Source organism: Mucilaginibacter sp. PAMC 26640 (genome assembly GCA_001596135.1).
Classification (GTDB): domain Bacteria; phylum Bacteroidota; class Bacteroidia; order Sphingobacteriales; family Sphingobacteriaceae; genus Mucilaginibacter.
This window is the reverse complement of record CP014773.1, coordinates 1,085,607-1,107,749: the sequence shown is the minus strand read 5'-3', so window position 1 is coordinate 1,107,749 and position 22,143 is coordinate 1,085,607. Positions and strand designations below refer to the sequence as shown.

Genomic DNA, 22,143 nt, shown 5'->3' with positions numbered 1-22,143 from the left:
GTTGGCACCTATAGTTTAATATCGTTTGGGTAATAACATGGATGTTACAAAGGGCTGGCTGCGCACAAAGCGTAGCAGGGGGTGTGTTGCACCTAGTTATATAACTTTGAATTGTTATTTTTTTGCCAAACCTATGGCTTATAAGGCGGCATCTAACCAAAAAGAGGCGACCTGGTTAAGGTCGCCTCTGGCAATAAATATAATCAGCCGGTACTATTTCAGATCGAAACGGTCAGCATTCATTATTTTGGTCCAGGCAGCTACGAAGTCCGCTACGAACTTTTCTTTGGCATCTGAAGCGGCGTAAACTTCTGCAATAGCACGAAGCTCGGCATTAGACCCGAAAACCAGGTCGGCACGGGTGCCGGTCCATTTGGTTTCGCCGGTTATACGGTTACTACCCTGGTATAGTTCCTTGTCCACTCCTGTCGCCTTCCAGCTGGTTGCCATATCCAGCAGGTTAACAAAGTAGTCGTTAGTTAGCTTGCCAGGGGTAGAGGTAAGCACGCCTTTGTTGGATCCATCGAAGTTGATGTTGATGACCTTCAGGCCACCCATCAGGACGGTTAATTCCGGCGCGGTAAGGTTGAGTAATTGTGCCTTATCTATCAGCAAATCTTCTGTAGAAGAATTGGAACGGCCTTTATTATAGTTACGGAAGCCATCAGCAATAGGTTCCAGGTAACCGAAAGATTCCACGTCCGTTTTCTCCTGTGAAGCATCTGCACGGCCCGCAGTAAATGGAACGGTGACGGTGTTGCCACCATCAGCAGCAGCTTTTTCTACACCTGCATTACCTGCCAGCACAATCAGATCGGCAAGAGATACTTTTTTGCCGCTATTCTGTGCGCCGTTGAAATCATTCTGGATGCCTTCCAGTATGCCCAGCACCTTTTGCAGCTGGGTTGGGTTGTTTACCCGCCAGTTACGCTGCGGCGCTAAACGGATACGCGCACCATTTGCACCACCGCGTTTATCAGATCCCCGGAAGGTAGAAGCAGATGCCCAGGCAGTACCTACCAATTCGGATACACTGAGTCCGGAAGCCAGAATGGTTGATTTAAGGCTTGCTATATCATTGTCGTCAATTAATTGATGTTCTACGGCCGGAAGTGGGTCCTGCCAAAGCAGTTCTTCCTGCGGTACATCGGCACCGAGGTAGCGGGTAACGGGGCCCATGTCGCGGTGGGTTAGTTTATACCAGGCACGTGCAAACGCATCTGCAAAAGCTTCGTGATCATTTAAAAAGCGGCGTGAGATTGCTTCGTACGCCGGGTCTGCCCGTAGGGCAATATCGGAAGTAAGCATGGTTGGGCGGTGCTTTTTTGCACTATCGTAAGCATCCGGGATGATCTCTTCGGCATCCTTAGCCACCCATTGGTGTGCGCCGCCCGGGCTCTTGGTCAGTTCCCATTCAAAGCCAAACAGGTTTTCGAAATAGTTATTGCTCCACTGAGTTGGGGTAGTGGTCCAGGTTACTTCCAGTCCGCTGGTGATGGTATCCGGCCCCTTGCCAGCTCCGAATGTATTTGCCCAGCCAAAGCCCTGCAGTTCCAGGCCTGCCGCTTCCGGCTCTTTATCTACATGCTCTGATGTGGATGCACCGTGTGTTTTACCAAAGCTGTGGCCGCCTGCTATCAGGGCAACGGTTTCTTCGTCGTTCATAGCCATACGGCCAAAGGTTTCGCGAATGTCCCTTGCCGACAAAACCGGGTCAGGAATACCATCCGGTCCTTCAGGGTTCACATAAATTAAGCCCATGTGCGCTGCTCCAAGCGGTTGTTCCAGGATACGGTCGTGGATCTGCCCGTCGGCATCCTCATCAGATACCAGCACGCCGTGCCCCTCAACACCTTCCTGGCCATTTGCATAACGCTTATCGTTACCCAGCCAGGTAGTTTCGGCACCCCAGTAAACTGATTCATCCGCTTCCCAAACATCGGCACGGCCACCACCGAAACCAAAGGTTTTAAAGCCCATTGAATCCAGTGCAACATTACCGGCAAGGATCATCAGATCGGCCCAGGAAATTTTGTTGCCATATTTTTGCTTGATAGGCCAAAGCAACCGGCGGGCCTTATCCAGGCTCACGTTATCAGGCCAGCTGTTAAGCGGTGCGAAACGCTGCAAACCAGCACCTGCGCCACCGCGGCCATCGCCTATACGGTAAGTGCCGGCACTATGCCAAGCCATACGGATGAATAAACCACCATAGTGGCCAAAATCTGCCGGCCACCAATCTTGCGAGTCCGTCATCAATACATTCAGATCTTGTTTTACAGCCGCTAAATCAAGGCTTTTAAAGGCTTCTGCATAATTAAAATCGCTGCCCATCGGGTTAGTTAACGCCGAGTGTTGACGAAGTATATTAAGTTTTAATTGTTTTGGCCACCAATCGCGGTTGCGGGTACCGCTGCCTGCGCTTTGCTCAAGCGCACCGTTTAAAAAGGGGCAATTGCTTGCATCGCCAGGCTGATTGTCGCCGCCTGAAATGCCGTGCTGTGGTTTGTCTTGCATAGTTAAAGATATCTTGGTTTAATTCTTTAAAATTAGGTAAATCTAATTTCACCTTTCAAATTAAACTTTCATAAGTAAGTAATATTATCAGCATTTTTTATTGACTGCAAGCTAATTCATTATCCAGGCATCGCAGTTTGTAAATGTTTCAGTGTAATAGCGTAAAGGATAGGGGTTTTGGCGGATAACCCTCCGAAATGTTCCTATGATTCAAACACACTCAGATTAAATTTGGTCAAATTTTACAACTGCCGGCACCTGATTTGCTTCCGTTTTGGTTTGAGGGCCGGAAGTGAACAGGCCATATCTGATGATACAAAATATGGCACGCACGCCGTCTTTCCAGCTGATTTTTTTGCCATCGAGATAAGTGCGCCCGTAATAGCTTATGCCCACCTCGTAAATGCGTATACGGGGGATGCGGGCCACCTTTATAGTAACTTCGGGTTCAAAACCAAAACGTTGTTCTTGCAAATAAAGAGATTGAATGAGGCTGGTGTTAAATAATTTATAACAGGTTTCCATATCCGTGAGGTTAAGGTTAGCTAACATATTGCAAAAAAAAGTAAGCCAGCGGTTACCAATGGTATGCCAAAAGAAAAGGATACGGTGCGGGTTGCTACCCATGAACCTGGAGCCGTACACCACATCGGCAACGCCTTTGCAAACCGGATTAAGCAGGTGATTATACTCTTCCGGGTCGTATTCTAAATCAGCATCCTGTATGATTAAGTATTCGCCGGTAGCTTTTGCAATTCCGGTATGTAATGCTGCGCCTTTGCCCCTGTTTATGTCATGCTTGTAGAAATGGATTTGGAGTTTGTTGTTGCTCTCCTGGTAAGCCTTAACAGCCTGTTCGGTGCCATCGGTACTGCAGTCATCAATAATGATAATTTCCTTTTGTATCCCATTCATCAAAACAACGCTGTTGATTTTATCTAGAATAAGGTGGATGGTGGCCGCTTCGTTAAAAGCAGGAATAATGATGGATAAGGTGTTTATTTTCATCAGCGATAAAGGGAATTGGCTGCGGTATTATTAATTGTATCAGCCAACAAGGGTTATAAACCAAAAGTAATGATAAAAACTGCTATTTTGGGCCTAATATACCTATGAGATCAATTTTCATCCAATGCTTGCTGGTACTGCTAAGTGCAGGCTTAGTTCGTGCGCAGCCGCTTCAGAAAAAACTGGAGATTAGTGTTGTTACCGGTTATGAACGGCAGGGCCTGAACTGGTCTATCGCTGGTAACCAGAATGGGCAAAGCCCCAACATTTATTCGGAGCTGCAGTGGAAAAAAGTGAGCGGCCAATCGGTAAGCGCATCCCTCCAATGGAATTTCTGGAATAAGTTGGTTTTAATGGGCGACTACTCACGGATATTTATCAGATCAGGAACGGTAACCGATAATGATTATAATGGCGACAACCGCACCGACCCGGCATACAATCAACTTTTTGATGCAGATAGGGGTTTCACAAGGGAACTTCGGGCCGGCCTGGGTTACCGGTTGGTCAATACCGATAAACTTAGCCTCACGTCCTATTTGGGGTATGGTGCTTCCAAACAGTCATTGCATTTGCTGGACAGGAGCGGGCAGTTTCCTGATTTGAACAGCACCTACGAAACCAATTGGAAGGGTCCATATGTAAAGGCGGCCGCATTGGCAAGGCTGGTCAAAAATTTAAAGGTAGTTGCTGCTGTTGCCTATAACCAGGTTAATTATAATGCCACAGCCGACTGGAATTTGGTCCCTGCATTTCAACATCCGGTAAGTTACCGGCACACTGCCAAAGGCTACGGGATAGATGCAAATGCGGGTTTTGTCTATTCTATCACACCTGAAATTGCAGTGAACATTGGCGGCGGATATTACACCTGGCATACGGGCACTGGTATTGATGAGCTGTACCTCAACTCCGGTGGATCGGATAAAACGCAATTGAATAGTGTGGTCCGATCCGGGTACCGCTTTTTGGGGGGGCTAACATTTTCTTTTTAGAAGACCTATCTGGACAAATCACTGTTACGCATTTTAATTTTTACGCGAGCCTATTGATTTAGAAGCGATGGCTTTTACTTATCGCTCAGCATTATCGGGTTACCTTTTCCATTGCCGATAATTATCACTTTGGCATTTGGCGACAAGGCAATTTCTTTTTGGGCCTTAATGGTTTCGTATTGCAACTGCTTGTCGGATAGGCCGGTGCTGAGGATCTTTTGGTAATCGGCAATACCTTGTGCTTCTACCCGTTTACGATCTGCTTCCTGGCGTTCTTTCTGCAGAACGAAGGTCATTTTCTGAGCCTCCTGCTCGGCGTTGATCTTTGATTCGATGCTGGCCCTGACGGAAGCCGGCAGGGAAATATTACGGACAAGGATCTGTTGTAGTTCTAAGCCCCTTTTTGCAAAACTCAACTGTATTGTACGGTTAATCCGGTCCTGAAACTCCTGCCTTTTAACAGAATACAGGTCCACAGCTGCATAGTTTACAGCGTTATCGCGGATAGCTGTGCGGGATACGGTACGAACGATTTTGTCTACATAATCCAACCCTATATTTTGCAAGATAAAAGGCGCTTTTGCCGGGTTGACCTTGTAGAGTACAGAAAGATCAACCATAACCTCCAACCCATCGGAAGATAGCACTCTGATTGCATCGTCGCCCTGCACATCACCTTCGCTATGCACCGCGCTCATGGTATAATTTTGTGTTTGGATGCTGAACAGCGTAACATCAACAAACGGGTTTATCACATGCAGCCCGCTTTCCAGCACATCCGGCTGCACTTTACCAAACAGCACCTGTACGCCAACCTTGCCCGGTTCTATCACTTTAAACATAGACGTTACCAGCCCAATGGCGATAATAACCCCGCCAACAATACTCACCAGGCCGCCAAAACGGCCGGCAGGTTCATTGGAGCGTTTAAGTGTTATGCCAACAAAAAATATAATTATGCCAACAATTGCTAAGAACATGATTTTAGGGATTAATTATAATTGTGATAAGAAGCGTTTTTGATTAGAATATCAAATGCGCAGATTGTTACTAAACAGGCACTAATAAAAAAAGCCGTGAGTTTCCTCTACGGCTTTCGTGTTGTTTCCTTCACTTCTTTTATCAGCTTCAGCTTTAGCGACACAAAGACGGCGGCAATAAAAATGGCGCCTAATAAAAATTCGTAGCGTGCGTGCTGAAAGCCATAATAACCTGCCAGTATGGCGACAAAAATGCCGAGGTTATACAGCACATTTAGTGCTATTTTCTTGCCCATGGTATTAGTAAACGCTTAAAGTCGGGTCTATTTCGGCCTGCCAGGCTAAAATGCCGCCTTTCAAATTATACAGATTGGTATAGCCCTGCTGCTCTAGCTGGTAAAGCGCCACCGAACTGCGTTTGCCGCTGCGGCACATTAAAACAACCGGTTTGTCTTTTTCCACCTGGTCCGCTTCTATCAGGATGCCACCTAGTGGAATATGCTTGCCGCCAAGGTTGGAAGTTTCATATTCAAAATCTTCCCTAACATCTATCAGCTGGAAATCTTCGCCGCTATCTAACTTTTCTTTTAGTTCCTGTACGCTTATTTCTTTCATCGTATTATAATTATAAGCCAAAGGTATGCTTTTTCTCAATCAAATAGTTGCCAGTGTTTTGTAACAATACGTGTGCCCGCGCGTTTCATATATACGTGTATATTAGTACATAAACAACTTAAATGAAGAAAGTTACCCGGTTTTTTTGGTTCTGTTCGGGAGCACATATAGATACTTTAAAGAAATACCCTATAGAACATAATAAATATGTGGGTATTGGTGCTACTATATTTTTCACGGCTCTATTTGCCTCTTTGTCAGGCGGGTATGCCATGTACTTTGTATTCAGCGGCAATGCTTTTGCTGTTGGCTTTGCCATATTATTTGGTTTGCTTTGGGGTACGGCCATCTTTAATATGGATAGGTATATCGTATCCAGTATCAACAAAGAGGGCAGCACCAACTCGCAGATCCTGCAGGCATCGCCCCGTATTTTACTTGCTATCATGATCGGTGTGGTAATTTCGCGTCCATTGGAGCTTAAGATCTTCGATAAGGAGATCCGCCAAAAACTCAAAACCGCCTATCTCAAAGGGCAGCACAGTAAGATAGATACGCTGCAAAAAACTTATCAGCAAAAGTACGCGCAGGAACTGGGCAAGAACACTGATCTGAAAAAGGAAAAGGATTCGCTGGAGCGCGATATCAATCGCTCCCGGTACCAGTTGAACCAGGAAGTTTTTGGCGACAAAACAAATCAAACATCGGGCATCACCGGCTATGGTACTTATGCCAAACAAAAAGAACAGGTGTTAAAAGAGAAAGAAGACCGCCTAAAAACCGTTACTGATAATTTGGGGCAGATGGACACTTACCTGGGTAGGCGCAAAGATTATGAAGGACTTAACAGCACCCGTTTATTCAGTGAGCACCAACTGGATAGCCTAGCCAATGTGGCCGGCTTCGCAGATCGTAACTGGGCACTGGGGCAACTCTCCTATAATGTAAACGGCACCAGAGATATAGATACATATATGGCTATATCTTTTATAGGCTATCTGTTTATCCTGTTTGAGTGTTTACCGGTATTTGTAAAGCTGATGTCGCCAAAAGGGCCTTACGATATGGCTATTGCCAAAATTGCGGAGGCCAATATACACTTTGCCGAAAAGGATAAAGACCGCGATATTGCCGTTACCGATAACACCTATGATCACAACCTCGATGAGGATGTAAACCGGCGAAAGCAGATCATTACCGGCCAATCTGCATACGATTTGGGTAGGCATAGTTATGATTAATATAAGCTTGGCCGGAAATTTTAGATTATATATTTGATCATGCAGTTATCAGCCAAAGATATCAACACAATTAGTAATTACTTTAAAAGCCAACCAGTTTTAAAGGCTTATCTTTTTGGGTCCTATTCCCGTAATGAAGCCAACAAGAGCAGCGATGTGGATATTTTGGTAGATCTGGATTACACTGCACATATAGGCCTTGGCTTTGTAACAATGCAGTCTGATTTGGAGAATAAGCTTCAAAGGCCAGTTGATTTGATTTCGTCGGGGGGCGTTTCTCCGCATCTTAACCCCTTTATTGACAAAGACAAAGTTTTGATCTATGAAAGGTAGGATAGGAGACAAGCAGCGATTGCTTCACATTTTAGATGCTATTGTTGAAATTCAATCTTGTATCGTACCTTTAGTTATTTCAACATATATATCAATCCTCGCCCGGCTGATATATCGAAATTTCAATCCCCAGACCTAGTTAGCCGCATAATATAACCAGCTCTAATGGCAGATATTTTGACTGCACTATTTACCAGAATCATAGGTTATCTCAAAATCCAATGAGGCAAACTGAATTTTCGGAGTGGAATTGATGTACTTCAATTTTGAATAGTTTGTGGTGAGAAAATTTACAACATCTTCAACCTGTTTGTTAAACTCGCCAACATCTGCATCATTGGCTGGTAAGGCGCAGCCTGAATACTTGCGTTTGGGGCCATCTGGCTTTGTCGTCAGTTTTGGCCGACCCTTATAAAATGTGGCTTCAGGAGTGATCCCGCTTTTTTCAGGGAAGCCGTCCACAGCGAAATCTTACCTAATTACCCGTAATAAACAACACATTGTTCTGTTCTTAAAGTCGATACTAATTTCGGATAAGAGACGCGAAGTATCGCGTATACAAACCTTGCTGAGAAAGAAGCATCTGTTAACCTATAGGCATCGCGCAAATAGCATGGCGTTTAGCAGATCCTTCCTTCGTCAGGATGACAATTGGGGAAAAGAAACAAACTGGCATGCTGCGGCACGAAGCATCTGTTAACGATAGGCAGGTTGCATTGCGCTAACCAAAACGCTAAAACTTATACCTCACAAAAGCTTCCATCGCAGCATATTCAGCCATGCCCAGTTTATCATAACAAACGGCCGTTTCGCGGTTACGGTCTTCGGCACGTACCCAGAACTCGCGCTCGTCATCACCCGGGAAAACCGGACGGTCCTTTTGGCTTTGGTGCTTGAAGATGGCGCTGCGCTTGCGCAGTACCTCGGCAGGGGAAAGCGGTACCGCCATCTCAATCTCGTGGGTGGCAAACTCATGCCACGCACCGCGGTACAGCCACATCCAGCAATCTTTTACCCAGTCCTCGGTTTCCTTCAGCCGGATTAAGGCTTCCAGGATAACGTTGAAGCAAACGATGTGCGTACCGTTCGGGTCGGCAAAGTCACCTGCAGCAAAAACCTGGTGGGGTTTAATTTTTTGTAACAGCTCCATGGTAAGTTTGATATCTTCCTCACCCACGGCATTCTTTTTGGTTTTACCCGTTTCGTAAAAAGGCAAAGCCTGGAAATGGATGTTGCTGTCCGGCACGCCGGAGAACCTTGCACCCGAGATGGCTTCCGTTTTACGGATAAAGCCTTTCACGTTACGGATCTCCTGGGTATCGATCTGGTTAGGGAGCTTGTTCTCGATAAAGTGGCGCATTTCATCATAAAGCTTCTTCAGTTCGGCGGTATCCTCGCCAACGCTGTTTTTAAAATCGATAGCAAATTCAACATAACGCAGTACATCATCATCCCAAACAGCGGTATTGCCGGAGGTTTGATAAGCCACATGCACATCATGCCCCTGGTCAACCAAACGAATGAAAGTACCACCCATGGAGATCACGTCATCGTCCGGATGGGGGGAGAATACGATAGAACGCTTGCGGGCAGGCTCGGCACGTTCCGGGCGCTGCGAATCATCCGCGCCTGGTTTGCCACCCGGCCAGCCGGTAATGGTATGCTGGATTTGGTTAAAAATGTCGATATTGATATCGTATACCGGCCCCTGCTCTACGGCAAGCTGTGCCATGCCATGGTTATTGTAATCTTCTTCGGTCAGCTTCAGGATCGGTTTACCCACCGTACCCGAGAGCCAGATCACCGCTTTTTTGATCAGGGTGTTATTCCAAACACAATCTTTCACCAGCCATGGGGTGTCAAAACGGGTTAACCCGGAGGCTGCGCCTTCATCCAGTACAAACTCCACATGCTCGGATAACTGCAGAAAAGTAGCGGGCACGTCACCGGAGATCTCACCCTCCACAGCTTTGGCCACAATAGGCGCCTTTTTAGCACTCCAGGCCATCAGGATGATCTCGCGTGCTTTAAAGATGGTACCCACACCCATGGTGATGGCTTTGGTTGGCACATTCTGCTTGCCACCAAAATCGCGGGAAGCATCGCGGCGGGTAAGGTCATCCAACGTAACCAGGCGGGTACCTGAGTTAGGTGCAGAACCCGGCTCGTTAAACCCGATGTGGCCGGTACGGCCGATTCCTAATAATTGCAGGTCTAGCCCGCCGAGTTCGGAGATCTGTCTTTCGTAATCCAAACAAAAAGAGGCAACATCTTCCTGTGCTAAAGTGCCATCAGGAATATGTACCGAGCTTTTGTCAATATCGATATGGTTGAAGAGATGCTCGTGCATGAAGGTCACGTAGCTTTGCACGGCATCGGGCTTCATAGGAAAATACTCATCCAGGTTGAAAGTGATGACATCACGGAAGGACAAACCTTCTTCTTTGTACAGGCGGATCAGTTCGGCATAAACGCCAATGGGTGTAACGCCTGTTGCCAGGCCCAAAACGGTGTGCTGACCAGCGGCCTGCTTATCGCGGATGAGTTTAGCTATCCTTGCGGCCACCGCCACTGATGCAGTTTTCTGGTCTGCATAAACGCTCACCGGCAGCTTTTCGTAACGGGTCTCTTCCAGTAAATTTAATCTTGCCATAAAATCGATAAAGGTTGTAATTGGGATACAATGGGTTAAACAAATATATAGGATATTTATATACCCCCTATTTTAATTTACTTTTGTATGCCTGCCTAAAGGCTTAAATTACACACATGCCGCCATTAAACCAAAACCTGCAGAAATTATTTACCATTGCCCAAAAACAGGAGCGGTTAGGGATCGGCCTGATGTCGGGCACATCGTTGGATGGGCTGGATGTGGCGCTCTGTCGTTTCATTGGCAGTGGTTTGCAAACCCGGCTTAAATTGATCAGTTTCACTACAATTCCGTATGAGCAGCCGTTTAAGGCACAGGTGCAGGAAGTGTTTGCCCAAAAACAGGTAAGCCTGGAAAAGGTCACCTTGCTAAATGCATACATTGGCAATTTTCATGCGGAGCTGATAATACAGGCGCTGGCCGGATGGCATGTTAAGCCGGAGGAGGTGGATTTTATTGCCAGTCATGGCCAAACTATTTACCACGCACCAAAACGCCTGCATCAACAAAACAACTACGGCAATGGCACCTTACAAATTGGCGATGCAGATCATATAGCTGTAAAAACCGGGATCATCACCATCAGCGATTTTCGCCAGAAACACATTGCTGCCGGTGGGGAGGGCGCACCGCTGGCCTTATACGGCGACGTGCTTTTAGGCAGCCTACCCGGTGAGGACCGCATTCTCCTCAACATCGGTGGAATTGCCAATCTTACCTACCTGCCTGCCGATGCCAACTACAGTAAAGTACTATGTACCGATATTGGGCCCGGTAACACGCTGATAGATGCTGCGTGCCGAAAATATTTTGATACGCCGTATGATAAGGATTCGGCCATAGCTTACTCGGGCCAGGTAAATGAAAACCTGCTGGATGCGCTGCTGCATCATCCCTTTTTTAAGGAATCGCTGCCCAAAACTACCGGACCGGAACTATTTAACCTTGATTTGGTAGCCGATGCGCAACAGGCAACCCGTACCCTTAACCTCTCTAAAGCTGACCTGGTAGCCACCCTGAGTGCTTGTACCGGGCGGAGCATAGCGCAGTTCATCGCTGCAAATTTAAAATCGCCGGCTCTTAAGATTTTTGCAAGCGGCGGCGGCGCCAGGAACCCGTTCATCACGGGATATATTAAACATGCATTACCCGGCGCGTCATTTGGGGATACAAGCGAATTAGGGATCGATCCCGATGCAAAGGAAGCGATATTGTTTGCACTACTAGGTAACGAGGCCCTTTGTGGGGAACCCATGCAGATAGGAAATAACCCGGCAGTACTAATGGGGAAATTTAGCTTTCCGGGGTAATTTGTTGTTTGTGATTTAACCGCAGCGTACGCTGAGAAGGCACTGAGGTTCGCAGAGCCAGGAAATGCAAATATTTTTTAACACGATTATTTATAACAGGGAAATCGCATTTTAAAATTCCCGAATGCGGTTACCGGATAGCGATGGGTTTTAAATCCATCGCTATAGAAAAAACAAACTTAATTTCTGAAGATAGATTAAAAATTGATTGTAAATGTGCTTCCGATTAAAAAATAGTGCCGGGTTTAAACCCGTTGGCTATTCGGTATGATGGTAGAAATTCTAAACGCGATTTCTCTTAGATCATGAGCCCATCCTCAGTGTCTTCTCAGTGCTCTCCGTGTTTAAAAAACAACCTACCTAAAAAAACAATGCTTATATTCGGACCGAAATTCAACATCTATGACATTATATAAATTTGTGCTGCTTTTGCACTCCGGCTTTCGGTACATCGTATTGGTACTGATATTATTAGCTATCCTGCAAGCCATCCCCGCCTGGTTTCGTAAAAAAGCTTATACCGAAGGTAACCGTAAGATTAACCTCTTCGCCATGATCTCGGCTCATACACAGCTTTTAATAGGGTTGGTATTATATTTTTTAAGTCCCTACGTAAAATTTGCACCTGGTGTGATGAAAGATCCGCAGGCCCGGTACTGGACGGTGGAGCACATTACGCTAATGATACTGGCTTTGGTGCTGATCACCATCGGCCACGCTAAATCTAAACGGATCACCCTGCCGGAAGGTAAGCACCGGGTTATCGGGATGTTTTATTCGGTAGCGTTAATTGTGATTGTAATGGCTATCGTAATGAGTAAAAGGAGCTTTTTTGGCGTAAGTGCTTAAAAAAGATGAGAAAAAGTTTGGTAATTCAAATTTCTTTATAAATTTGCTCCCCGATCATGAAAAAAACTTTGAACAATATTTATTGGTGGCACCAAACAAACTTTGGCAGCCGGATAGTTTTTGACATGCATTACTAATCAAATATAAACCTATATTGAAACCCGGCGAACTCTCATTCGCCGGGTTTTTTCGTTTAACGAGCTATTGAAAAATGACAACTTTTAAAATAAATACAACTCAAAGAAAGCTGCTGGCAGATACGACCACCCCGGTTAGCATTTACCTTCGTTTGCGGGATGTATTCCCAAATTCATTGCTGCTGGAAAGCTCGGACTACCACAGCCGGGAAAACAGTCTGAGCTACATCTGCTGTTCGCCAATTAGCGGTTTGGTATTGGAAAATGATGAGCTGAAAAAGAAATTCCCGGATGGCAGCGAAGAGGTAAGCGCCCCGAATACTTTTGAACTTACCGATGAGATTAACAATTTTTTAAGTCGTTTTGAGACCGACGCTCAAACCTCCAAAATCATTTCCAACGGCTTGTTCGGTTATTTTACACACGAGGCTGTTGAGCATTTTGAAACGATCAAACTAAAGAAAAGCGACGACCAAACCCGTAAGATCCCGGTGATGCAGTACCATATCTACGCCTACATCATCGCTATAGATCATTTTAAAAACGAGTTGTATATTTTTCATAATGAGATTGAGGGCCAGCCGGAAACCAACGGATTGGAGAAACTGGAGTACCTCATCAAAAACAAAAACTTCCCCGAATATACCTTTCAGAGCAACGAGGCAGAAAAATCTAACCTAACCAACGAGGAATTCATCGCCATTGTGGAAAAGATGAAAACGCATATTTACAGGGGAGATGTTTTCCAGATCGTACCTTCGCGTGCCTTCTCCAGGAAATTCCTTGGGGATGAGTTTAACGTTTACCGCGCGCTGCGGTCTATTAATCCATCTCCGTATCTGTTCTATTTTGATTTTGGCGATTTCCGCATTTTTGGATCATCGCCGGAGGCCCAGATCACCGTTAAAAACGATATAGCCAGCATTTTCCCGATTGCGGGTACCTTTAAACGCAGCGGCGATGACGAGAAAGACGCGGAGATAGCCCGCCAGTTGGAAGCCGACCCTAAAGAGTCGGCAGAGCACGTTATGCTGGTTGACCTGGCCCGTAACGACCTGAGCCGCCATTGCGAACAGGTGTATGTTAAGGCGTTTAAAGAAGTGCAGTACTATTCACACCTCATTCATTTGGTATCGCATGTAAGCGGGAAGTTGAAGCAGGGGGTATCCTCATTTAAAATAGTGGCAGATACCTTCCCGGCCGGTACATTGAGCGGCGCACCAAAATTTCGTGCTATGGAGATCATCGATGAGAATGAGAAAAGTAAACGGAGCTTTTACAGCGGCGCTATCGGCTACCTGGGTTTCAACGGCGATTTTAATCATGCTATCATGATCCGTTCGTTCCTCAGTAAAAACAATACGTTGCACTACCAGGCAGGGGCCGGCATAGTAGCAGGATCGGTTGCGGAAAGTGAGTTGAAAGAAGTGGATAACAAAATAGCGGCTTTAAGGAAGGCAATAGAACTGGCGGAGAGCCTGTAGGGCGGCTCCCTAGCAGCCCCCTGAAGGGGTGACGGAAGTTGGCCCCCTAGCCCCCTGAAGGGGTGACGGAAGTTAAAGATAATTACAATTAAATTCCCGATTGGGACTTATAGGATACAATGACAAATAGCAATTCAAAAAACTCCCCTTTCAGGGGGTTGGGGGGCATCCTCATCATAGATAATTACGACTCTTTCACCTATAACCTGGTGCATTTGGTTAACGAGATTGGCCTGGAATGCGACGTGTGGCGGAACGACAAATTCAATATCGACGATGTGGATGCTTACAGCCATATTATCCTTTCGCCCGGACCAGGCATTCCATCAGAAGCGGGATTGCTGTTACAGGTAATAGAAAAATATGCGCCTACTAAAAGCATGTTTGGGGTGTGTTTGGGCCAGCAGGCTATTGCTGAAGTGTTTGGCGGAAAGCTATACAACCTGCCGCAGCCTATGCATGGTATTGCTACGCCGATCAAGGTTACCGATGAAACTGAAAAGCTTTTCCTCGGCTTGCCGGAAAGCTTTAAAGTTGGCCGCTACCACTCCTGGGTGGTAGAGAAAAACTTGCCGGAAGTACTGACTGTTACCGCCATTGATGAACAGGATAATTCTGTAATGGCGTTAAGGCACAAGCATTATGATGTACGCGGTGTACAGTTCCACCCCGAATCGGTACTAACCGAGTACGGTAAGGAAATGATGCAGAATTGGCTAAAAGGATAATCACTAACTTTGCATGCAAATCACAAATTACCCCTCAGGGGGTTAGGGGGCGTAATGAACATACTTGATAAAATAGTAGCACATAAGAAATGGGAGGTGGACCGCGATAAGCGTGAAACTACTTTTACCGAACTGGAAGAGTCTGAATTTTTTCACCGGGAAACCTATTCTTTTAAAGAATTTTTACTGGCAGAGGATCGCACCGGTATCATTGCAGAATTTAAACGCCAGTCGCCTTCCAAAGGTGTGATCAATAATGATGCGCTGGTAAAAGAAGTAACTAAAGACTATGCCGATGCAGGAGCTTCGGCACTGTCGGTATTAACAGATCGCAAATTTTTCGGCGGTCGCAAACTGGATCTGAAACGTGCGCGGAAGGCTAACACCATCCCGGTGCTGCGGAAGGATTTTATGATTGATGAATATCAAATTGTAGAAGCCAAATCTTTAGGTGCCGATATCATCCTGCTGATTGCAGCGATCCTAACCCCGGCTGAGATCAAACAATTCGCGGCGCTTTCAAAAAGCCTGGAGTTGAATGTACTGCTGGAGGTGCACAACCTGGAAGAGCTGGAGCGCAGCATCGATAGTAATGTAGATGCAATAGGGGTGAACAACCGCAACCTGGCCGATTTTACTGTATCGGTAGAAAACTCTTACCGGCTGGCAGAGCATATTCCGGCTGAGTTCCTAAAGATTTCCGAGAGCGCCATCAGCGATCCGCAGACGATCAAGGAACTTAAAAAAGCGGGATTCAATGGCTTCCTTATCGGTGAAAATTTCATGAAACAGGCGGACCCTGGTAAGGCCATGCGCGAATTTGTGAAGGAGTTGTAACCAATCCCCAGCCAATTCATTTTAAAAACAATTTGCAGACGAAGGGCAATTCCTTAGCTTTACTTCTAACGCTGCAATACATAATAAATTAAACTCATTTGCCTAACCGGCGTTATCAATTATCATGGAATCAAAACGTCAGCAAAAATTTGCCGGAGTAATCCAGGAGGACCTGGCAGTAATATTTCAGCGCGAGGGCATGAACTATTTGCCCAATACCCTGGTAACCATCACAAAAGTACGTGTTACGCCAGATCTGGCCATCGCACGCGTTTTCCTAAGCTTTTTCAACGGTGTGAATACACAGGTAGCTTTACAAACCATTAAACAACACGCATCAGAGATCCGCTACAAGCTGGGCGCCCGGATAAAAGACCAGGTACGTGTAATACCGCAACTGGAATTTTTTGTGGATGACACCAGTGAATACGTGGAACGGATGGACAAGATCTTTGATAAAATAAGCAAAGAAGAACGCCAGCCGGATACCACCGAAGAGAGTTAAACCTAATGGGTGCTACCGAAACATTAGCCGCGTGCCTTGCCAAATATAAAGGTACGGTTGGTAAAGTAGTCGATTTTAACCCCGCAACTGACCAGCTCTATCAACTGGATCTTACCTCGGCCAATACTGAATTAGAGCAGGCCCTTGTTTCAGATACCGACGCTTTTACCCGGTACATTGACCAGAAATTAGTCGCCAATAATTGCCGGTATGGCATTGGCGGCTATATGGAGCACCGCACTATCTATTCGCGCAGCAGCCATTTTGATACCGAAGACGAGCCGCGGCGCCTCCATTTTGGCATCGACATTTGGGGCGACGCCGGGATCCCGGTTTACTCGCCGTTAGATGGGCGGGTGCATAGCTTTCAGGATAACGATAATTTTGGCGACTACGGGCCTACCGTCCTATTGGAACACCAACTGGATGATTTAGTCCTTTACAGTTTATACGGGCATTTAAGCCGCGAAAGTTTGACGGGCCTGAAAATAGGGCAACTTATTTCAGCCAATCAAAGATTGCCACTCTCGGCAATTCAGCCCAGAACGGGCATTGGCCCCCTCATCTGCACTTTCAGCTGATGCTGGAAATCGGCAATGCAAATGGCGACTATCCCGGTGTAGGCAAATACTCGCAAAAAGCGGAATTGCTCCAGAACATTCCCAACCCGCAACTGTTACTCAGGCTGCCTGATGCCATTAACGCTTAGGCACTTAATGTAACCACTTTATTATCCATAGCGTGGATTGCATTTTACCAATTAGTGTTTATATTTGCCATCGCAAAAAACTTCATTTTATATAATAATGAGAGAAATACAATTCAGGGAAGCGCTTAGAGAAGCCATGCAGGAAGAAATGCGCAATGATGAGAACGTATATCTAATGGGCGAAGAGGTTGCCGAATATAACGGTGCCTACAAAGTAAGCCAGGGTATGCTGGATGAGTTCGGTGCTAAACGTATCATCGATACACCTATCTCTGAATTGGGTTTCGCCGGTATAGGTATAGGGTCGGCCATGAATGGTTTAAAACCGATCATCGAGTTCATGACCTTTAACTTCTCACTGGTAGCTATCGACCAGATCATCAACGGCGCTGCCAAGATCATGAGCATGAGCGGTGGCCAGTTCTCTGTGCCAATTGTTTTCCGCGGCCCAACCGGTAACGCAGGGATGCTAAGCTCACAGCACAGCCAGTGCTTTGAAAACTGGTATGCTAACTGCCCGGGTTTAAAGGTGGTTGTTCCATCAAACCCTGCTGACGCAAAAGGGCTGCTAAAATCATGTATCATCGATCCGGATCCTTGTATTTTCATGGAGTCGGAACTGATGTATGGTGATAAAGGTGAAGTACCTGAAGAAACTTACTATACCCCAATAGGCAAAGCTGCCGTAACTAAAGAAGGTACAGATGTAACTTTGGTAGGTTTCGGTAAGATTATGAAAGTGGTTAATGCTGCTGCTGCTGAATTGGAAAAAGAAGGCATCCATGCTGAAGTTATCGATCTGCGTACCGTACGCCCTATCGATTATCCTTGCATCATCGAATCGGTTAAGAAAACTAACCGTTTGGTTATTGTTGAGGAAAGCTGGCCTTTAGGTTCAATCGCTACAGAAATTGCATTTAAAGTGCAGAAAGATGCGTTTGATTATTTAGATGCCCCTATCCTGCGGATCACCGGCGGAGATGTTCCGTTGCCTTACGCACCAACCCTTATCCAGGAATACCTGCCAAATCCGGAGCGTGTGGTAAAAGCAGTTAAAGAAGTAATGTACGTTGCCAAATAGTTAGTAACGCTTAAATATTTAAGAGCCTTCCGGTATGCCGGGAGGCTCTTTTGTTATAGGAGATTTGGGTCGACCTGCTTTTAATCCAAATATCAGCCAAAAAAAAGTCCCCGAATCGCTTGACCGGGGCTCCTTGTAACAATTGAGTATCTATATTAAATTTTCATCCCTATGCCGATGTTGAACGAGATTCCATCCGCAGGTAAAATGCCCGGGCCTGGATACATGTTAATGCGGCGGGTAAAGTACTTGGCGTTAAGTACATCGTTTAGGTTAAAGTTTACATTATAGCTTTTCAGGAAACGGTAATTTACGGCCCAGTCTATTACATGGTAAGCTGGCACTATACCGGTAGCACCCGTTGGATTAAAGATAGTATTATTGGCATCGCTAAAGTTTTTGCCAACAAAGCTCACCAGTAATGATGTAGTGACATGGTTGTTTAAGTAGGTAAGCCCCGTTCTGTTGGTAATGGTTGGCGTGCCTTCAATTTGATGGCCAACCAGGCTGGCATTTGTCCCGGCATTGTTGATAGCGCCGCTGATGTACCGGCCATGGGTATAAGCCAGCGTGTTGAATAAGCGCAGATCACTGCCCGATTCCGGGCTGAATGACCGGAGTAATGATACCTCAGCATAAGCTTCCATACCTTTTGCAACAGCGTTGCCAATATTGGTTAAATACAGGTGGTTGGCATTGGCCGCATCTTTTACCGTAAGCGTACCTGCCCGGTTGCCGTAGTAAACATAAAAGGCATTTACATCAAAGCTAAAAATGTTTTTGACGTGGCCGCGGTAGCCAAAATCAATATCGTAACCACGGCTATCTTTGAGGTTTGGGTCAACAACGGTCAGCTGATCGGCAGGGGTAACGGCCGCATAAAGGTAAGGGCGGTAAGCCTGGGAAATATTTCCATAAATCTGGCTGCTGTTATTTACCTGGTATTGCAGGCCTGTACCGAAGAGGGGGAAGCTTCGCCTGGCCTGATAGCTTACCTGTACAGTTCGGTTAACAATTGACCCGGTGAGGTCTGTTTTGATGATCTCGTAACGCATGCCGGGCGTAACAGAGAATTTAGACGTTATTCGAAAGAGGTTCTCGGCAAAGGCTGCGTAATTGTAAGTACGTGCCCGCAGGTCTATCCCATAAGGCTTGGTTAAACTCAAATCGAAATCGGTAGCAGTGGTTCCCGTTCCTTTTTGTTCGCGTTTGGTTAAGCCATTTGAAAACCGCACACCTGTACTCAGCGTACTTTTTAGCTTGCCGATGGTATAGTTATGCAACAGCCGGGCCTCGGTAGCAAAGCTGGTGTAATAGTCGCGGTCTACCTGGCGCGGGTTAAAGGTTTTAAGCGTGGTATTCAGCGTATCACTTACATTGGATGGTGCTATAAATTGTACGCTGTTACGCTGCCCGATCACCATGTGCGATGTAAACTCCAGTTTGGTGTCATTGCTGAAATTGTATTTGAACAATAATGCAGGGATATTGATAACCGGGTTAAAGAAGTTACGGAACCGGTTAGATTGCCTGCTGGTTACATTGTACTGTGCATCTGTTAAGCCACCCGCAATTTGCTGCACATAGTCCGACCGCGAAAATTCGAGGGCAATGCTGCCCTTGCGGTTGAACTGGTATTTGATATTGGCATAATAAGCGTGGTAGTTAAACGCAGCATCCGGCCGCCAGCCATCACCGCTGCGGGCGCTGAAATAGGCGTAGTAACTTATCTTTCCTACTTTGCCACCTACCGCGTTGTACGAGTTAAGGAAACGGTTAGATCCTGCCGACTGTTGGGTTTCAAAGCCGAATACTTTGCTGCTGTTCCCTTCTTTTATTTTAAAGTTGTACATGCCGCCAAATTGGGGGCCAAACTGCAGGGCAGCCGCGCCTCTCACAATTTGCACCTGGTCCATAGCCTGGTATGGCACGTTGTAATGATTTTCGGGGTAGCCGAAAGCATCTGAATTGGTAGCGTAGCCGTTTTGGCGCATATTGGTTTCTATGGAGCGGTGCATATCTGTGCCGCGGGTGCCAATGTTTATCTGCAGGCCGGCGCCATCCATTTCCCAGGCGTTGATGCCCGGCACTTGCGAAAATAGCATTCTGGCTGTGTTGCCCGCCAGGTTTGCTTTCCCAGGGTCGGCGTAAATAAGGTTGGTTTTTTTACCTGCAAACAAGTAGGTGCCGCTAACATCGGGCAGGCTTTTGCTGCGCGATTCTTTAACAATAACACTATCTAATTTTACGGTGTCTTTTTTTATTGTTTGCGCCAGCGACTGAAATGCACAGGTGCTTAAAATACAAGCCAGCAGCGTTGTATAAATATATTTCATGTGAATTTTATTAGGGTAAATAATATAAACAGCCCATACGCTACAGGCTCGCCTGCAGGTGAATAGAGCAATTAAATAAAATAAGAATTAGCCTAATAAAGCTGGTGGGCGGCCTTGTACAGCGATAAATGGAGAGGGTATAGCTAAACAACGTGGCTTAATAACCAGCGGCGGCAGGTTGCTAAAACACAGGAAGCTAAATTCGGCTGTATCATGATCGTATTTGGAATCGGCCCCGCCCTTTTTTAATAAAGAGTTGTTGTCCTTCCCATCTTGAGGGGTATCATTAACCTGTTTGGCATAAATGATATTGCTTTGGATAAGCTTGGTTTTTTCATAATTGGGTACGCACTTTACATAAAGCGTATCCTTCGCATATTTCAATTTAACGTAGTTGTAGCAAGTTTCCTTCAGCTGGATCTGCCCGTTGATGTTTTTAAAATCGGTCCAGTCGGTAGCTATCGGCTTATCCTGTTTAATCTTAATTTCTATCAGCGAATTGGGATTGTAAAGGTTCCTGCTGATCAGTTCGTTCATGAACTTGTCCGACTGATAGAGCGCATACATTTGCAACAGCAGGTAGCCACCCAAATTAAAAAAATGGATAGTAAGCAATACTATGGCAACTGCGCGTTTCATTTAATCACGATATCAAATATACTATTAAACCGGATTGCCGGGCAAATGGAGTTTAAATGGCCACATTTACCAAGTAATTATCTATCACTTTACGGGCTTCGGCTTTATTCTTAGCAGCATCCCATTTTTCTTTTGCAGATTGATCTGCCAGGTCAAAAAGCCGCTCAAACAATAATTTGCCATCTATCTTTGCAGTTATCTTCACTATTTTTCGGCCGGCAAAAACATCATCCCAAACCTGGCGAACAGCAGTCCAGTACGGCTGCTGAATTTTCCACCAGCCCTTTGCAAAAGCAAACCGGGATTCATCTGCTCTGGTGAATTCTTCGTAGCCTTTTTCTCTTGCCAGCAATTTGTCGCCGCCTGCAGATCTTATTATCTTTTGATTGTCCTGTTCAAACATCCAGCCGTTAGCGGTTAAATAAATGCGATTGCCACGGCGTAAAATGTTATAATCGCTGCGTTTAGTAAACTCACGGCGCGGTAAGGGCGAATCGCATTCGCTGTGCCATTCATGGCGGCCATCTACGTGTACCCAGGTGCCAATGCTTTCGTAACGCGGACTGTCATCTACCTGAAAAACCTTCTGTACCCATCGGCCTTTTGTATCGGCAGCTTTTAAAGTTGTATTGTTCCAGGTATTTTCTCTATCAAATAGCAATAAGTTCTTCTCCTCATATACCCAATCTTCCCGCCAATGCTTAATGACGGAGCTGTCGCCAGTAACCAAGATATGCTGGATCACTATTTTTTTAGGCGACTCTTCCTCAACCACAGCCCATTCATATCCCCATGAATGATACCGTGGGTGGAACTTATAGGCCGTATCCGTAGCAAAAGTTTCAGCATAATCGAATGTTACCTTGTAAAATCCACCCAACGCTCGTATAGCAGCCCTGTCCATCTCGGGTTTTGATTGCCCATACGTTAACATTGAACTGATAAGCAGTAGAATTGTGGTAAATAGGTAAGGCCTTTTCATGGTGGTAAAGTTTGATATACAAATGTATCCTTATTTAGATTAATTACAAATAATTCATTTTAGAAGAATTAAGGCCGTGCGGTAAACTACAATGGTTCCTAAACCTATTAAATTTTAAATAATACAGGCCGCCGGTAAGGGCTGTTGCATTTGGTCGGCTCTTTTTGTTACTTTTATCTGCTCCCAAAAAAGAGACGACTATTG

The 22,143-nt window shown here is 45.8% G+C and carries 20 protein-coding genes and 1 pseudogene; 11 read left to right on the top strand and 10 right to left on the bottom strand.

Going from position 1 to position 22,143, the window contains the following annotated elements; genetic code table 11:
- Nucleotides 1-213: 213 nt before the first annotated feature.
- Both A0256_04805 and A0256_04800 read right to left on the bottom strand, forming a co-directional pair.
- Nucleotides 214-2,517, bottom strand: coding sequence for a hydroperoxidase (locus tag A0256_04805; protein ID AMR30790.1), 2,304 nt, complete (start codon nt 2,515-2,517; stop codon nt 214-216).
- Nucleotides 2,518-2,742: 225 nt separating this feature from the next.
- Nucleotides 2,743-3,525: a glycosyl transferase gene (locus A0256_04800; protein ID AMR30789.1), complete on the bottom strand. Its 783-nt coding sequence runs from the start codon at nt 3,523-3,525 to the stop codon at nt 2,743-2,745.
- A gap of 104 nt (nt 3,526-3,629) precedes the next feature.
- On the opposite strand from A0256_04800, the gene A0256_04795 reads away from it, so the two are divergent.
- A complete protein-coding gene (locus A0256_04795; GenBank protein AMR30788.1) occupies nt 3,630-4,520 on the top strand; it encodes a hypothetical protein in 891 nt (296 codons plus the stop codon).
- Nucleotides 4,521-4,594: 74 nt separating this feature from the next.
- On the opposite strand, the gene A0256_04790 is transcribed toward A0256_04795, so the two are convergent.
- The 3 genes from A0256_04790 to A0256_04780 form a co-directional block, all read right to left on the bottom strand.
- On the bottom strand, nt 4,595-5,500 hold the full coding sequence (locus A0256_04790) for a band 7 protein (protein AMR30787.1): 906 nt from the start codon (nt 5,498-5,500) through the stop codon (nt 4,595-4,597).
- A gap of 107 nt (nt 5,501-5,607) precedes the next feature.
- The gene (locus tag A0256_04785; GenBank protein ID AMR30786.1) at nt 5,608-5,796 is read right to left on the bottom strand and encodes a hypothetical protein; all 189 of its coding nucleotides are present in this window, start codon (nt 5,794-5,796) and stop codon (nt 5,608-5,610) included.
- Between the two features lie 4 nt (nt 5,797-5,800).
- The gene (locus tag A0256_04780; GenBank protein AMR30785.1) at nt 5,801-6,115 is read right to left on the bottom strand and encodes an NADH oxidase; all 315 of its coding nucleotides are present in this window, start codon (nt 6,113-6,115) and stop codon (nt 5,801-5,803) included.
- 122 nt (nt 6,116-6,237) lie between these two features.
- Here A0256_04780 and A0256_04775 point away from each other — a divergent pair, with 122 nt between their 5' ends.
- Both A0256_04775 and A0256_04770 read left to right on the top strand, forming a co-directional pair.
- Nucleotides 6,238-7,356, top strand: a complete 1,119-nt coding sequence (locus A0256_04775; GenBank protein ID AMR30784.1) for a hypothetical protein — start codon at nt 6,238-6,240, stop codon at nt 7,354-7,356.
- 39 nt (nt 7,357-7,395) lie between these two features.
- Nucleotides 7,396-7,689, top strand: a complete 294-nt coding sequence (locus A0256_04770) for a nucleotidyltransferase (protein AMR30783.1) — start codon at nt 7,396-7,398, stop codon at nt 7,687-7,689.
- Nucleotides 7,690-7,875: 186 nt separating this feature from the next.
- Here the strand turns inward: A0256_04770 and A0256_04765 are convergent, their stop codons facing one another.
- Together A0256_04765 and A0256_04760 are read right to left on the bottom strand one after the other, a co-directional pair.
- Complete coding sequence (locus tag A0256_04765) at nt 7,876-8,151, bottom strand: hypothetical protein (protein ID AMR30782.1); 276 nt, start codon at nt 8,149-8,151, stop codon at nt 7,876-7,878.
- A gap of 271 nt (nt 8,152-8,422) precedes the next feature.
- A complete protein-coding gene (locus tag A0256_04760) occupies nt 8,423-10,342 on the bottom strand; it encodes a glucosamine-6-phosphate deaminase (protein AMR30781.1) in 1,920 nt (639 codons plus the stop codon).
- 116 nt (nt 10,343-10,458) lie between these two features.
- On the opposite strand from A0256_04760, the gene A0256_04755 reads away from it, so the two are divergent.
- The 8 genes and pseudogenes from A0256_04755 to A0256_04720 all read left to right on the top strand — a co-directional run bounded on the left by A0256_04755 (nt 10,459) and on the right by A0256_04720 (nt 17,982).
- Nucleotides 10,459-11,652 (top strand): anhydro-N-acetylmuramic acid kinase, encoded by a 1,194-nt coding sequence (locus tag A0256_04755; protein AMR30780.1) that lies wholly within the window; start codon nt 10,459-10,461, stop codon nt 11,650-11,652.
- 402 nt (nt 11,653-12,054) lie between these two features.
- The gene (locus tag A0256_04750) at nt 12,055-12,501 is read left to right on the top strand and encodes a cytochrome B (protein ID AMR30779.1); all 447 of its coding nucleotides are present in this window, start codon (nt 12,055-12,057) and stop codon (nt 12,499-12,501) included.
- 211 nt (nt 12,502-12,712) lie between these two features.
- On the top strand, nt 12,713-14,122 hold the full coding sequence (locus A0256_04745) for an anthranilate synthase (GenBank protein ID AMR30778.1): 1,410 nt from the start codon (nt 12,713-12,715) through the stop codon (nt 14,120-14,122).
- Between the two features lie 119 nt (nt 14,123-14,241).
- A complete protein-coding gene (locus A0256_04740; protein ID AMR30777.1) occupies nt 14,242-14,850 on the top strand; it encodes an anthranilate synthase component II in 609 nt (202 codons plus the stop codon).
- Between the two features lie 54 nt (nt 14,851-14,904).
- Nucleotides 14,905-15,687, top strand: coding sequence for an indole-3-glycerol phosphate synthase (locus tag A0256_04735; protein AMR30776.1), 783 nt, complete (start codon nt 14,905-14,907; stop codon nt 15,685-15,687).
- A gap of 124 nt (nt 15,688-15,811) precedes the next feature.
- Nucleotides 15,812-16,192 (top strand): ribosome-binding factor A, encoded by a 381-nt coding sequence (locus A0256_04730; GenBank protein AMR30775.1) that lies wholly within the window; start codon nt 15,812-15,814, stop codon nt 16,190-16,192.
- Nucleotides 16,193-16,197: 5 nt separating this feature from the next.
- Nucleotides 16,198-16,901: pseudogene (locus A0256_04725) on the top strand (hypothetical protein).
- A 97-nt stretch (nt 16,902-16,998) separates the two neighbouring features.
- Nucleotides 16,999-17,982, top strand: a complete 984-nt coding sequence (locus A0256_04720) for a pyruvate dehydrogenase (protein ID AMR30774.1) — start codon at nt 16,999-17,001, stop codon at nt 17,980-17,982.
- A 155-nt stretch (nt 17,983-18,137) separates the two neighbouring features.
- Here A0256_04720 and A0256_04715 read toward each other — a convergent pair whose 3' ends face one another.
- The 3 genes from A0256_04715 to A0256_04705 all read right to left on the bottom strand — a co-directional run bounded on the left by A0256_04715 (nt 18,138) and on the right by A0256_04705 (nt 21,939).
- A complete protein-coding gene (locus A0256_04715) occupies nt 18,138-20,318 on the bottom strand; it encodes a hypothetical protein (GenBank protein ID AMR30773.1) in 2,181 nt (726 codons plus the stop codon).
- A gap of 87 nt (nt 20,319-20,405) precedes the next feature.
- Nucleotides 20,406-20,957 (bottom strand): hypothetical protein, encoded by a 552-nt coding sequence (locus A0256_04710; protein AMR30772.1) that lies wholly within the window; start codon nt 20,955-20,957, stop codon nt 20,406-20,408.
- 52 nt (nt 20,958-21,009) lie between these two features.
- Nucleotides 21,010-21,939: a hypothetical protein gene (locus A0256_04705; GenBank protein AMR30771.1), complete on the bottom strand. Its 930-nt coding sequence runs from the start codon at nt 21,937-21,939 to the stop codon at nt 21,010-21,012.
- Nucleotides 21,940-22,143: the final 204 nt, after the last annotated feature.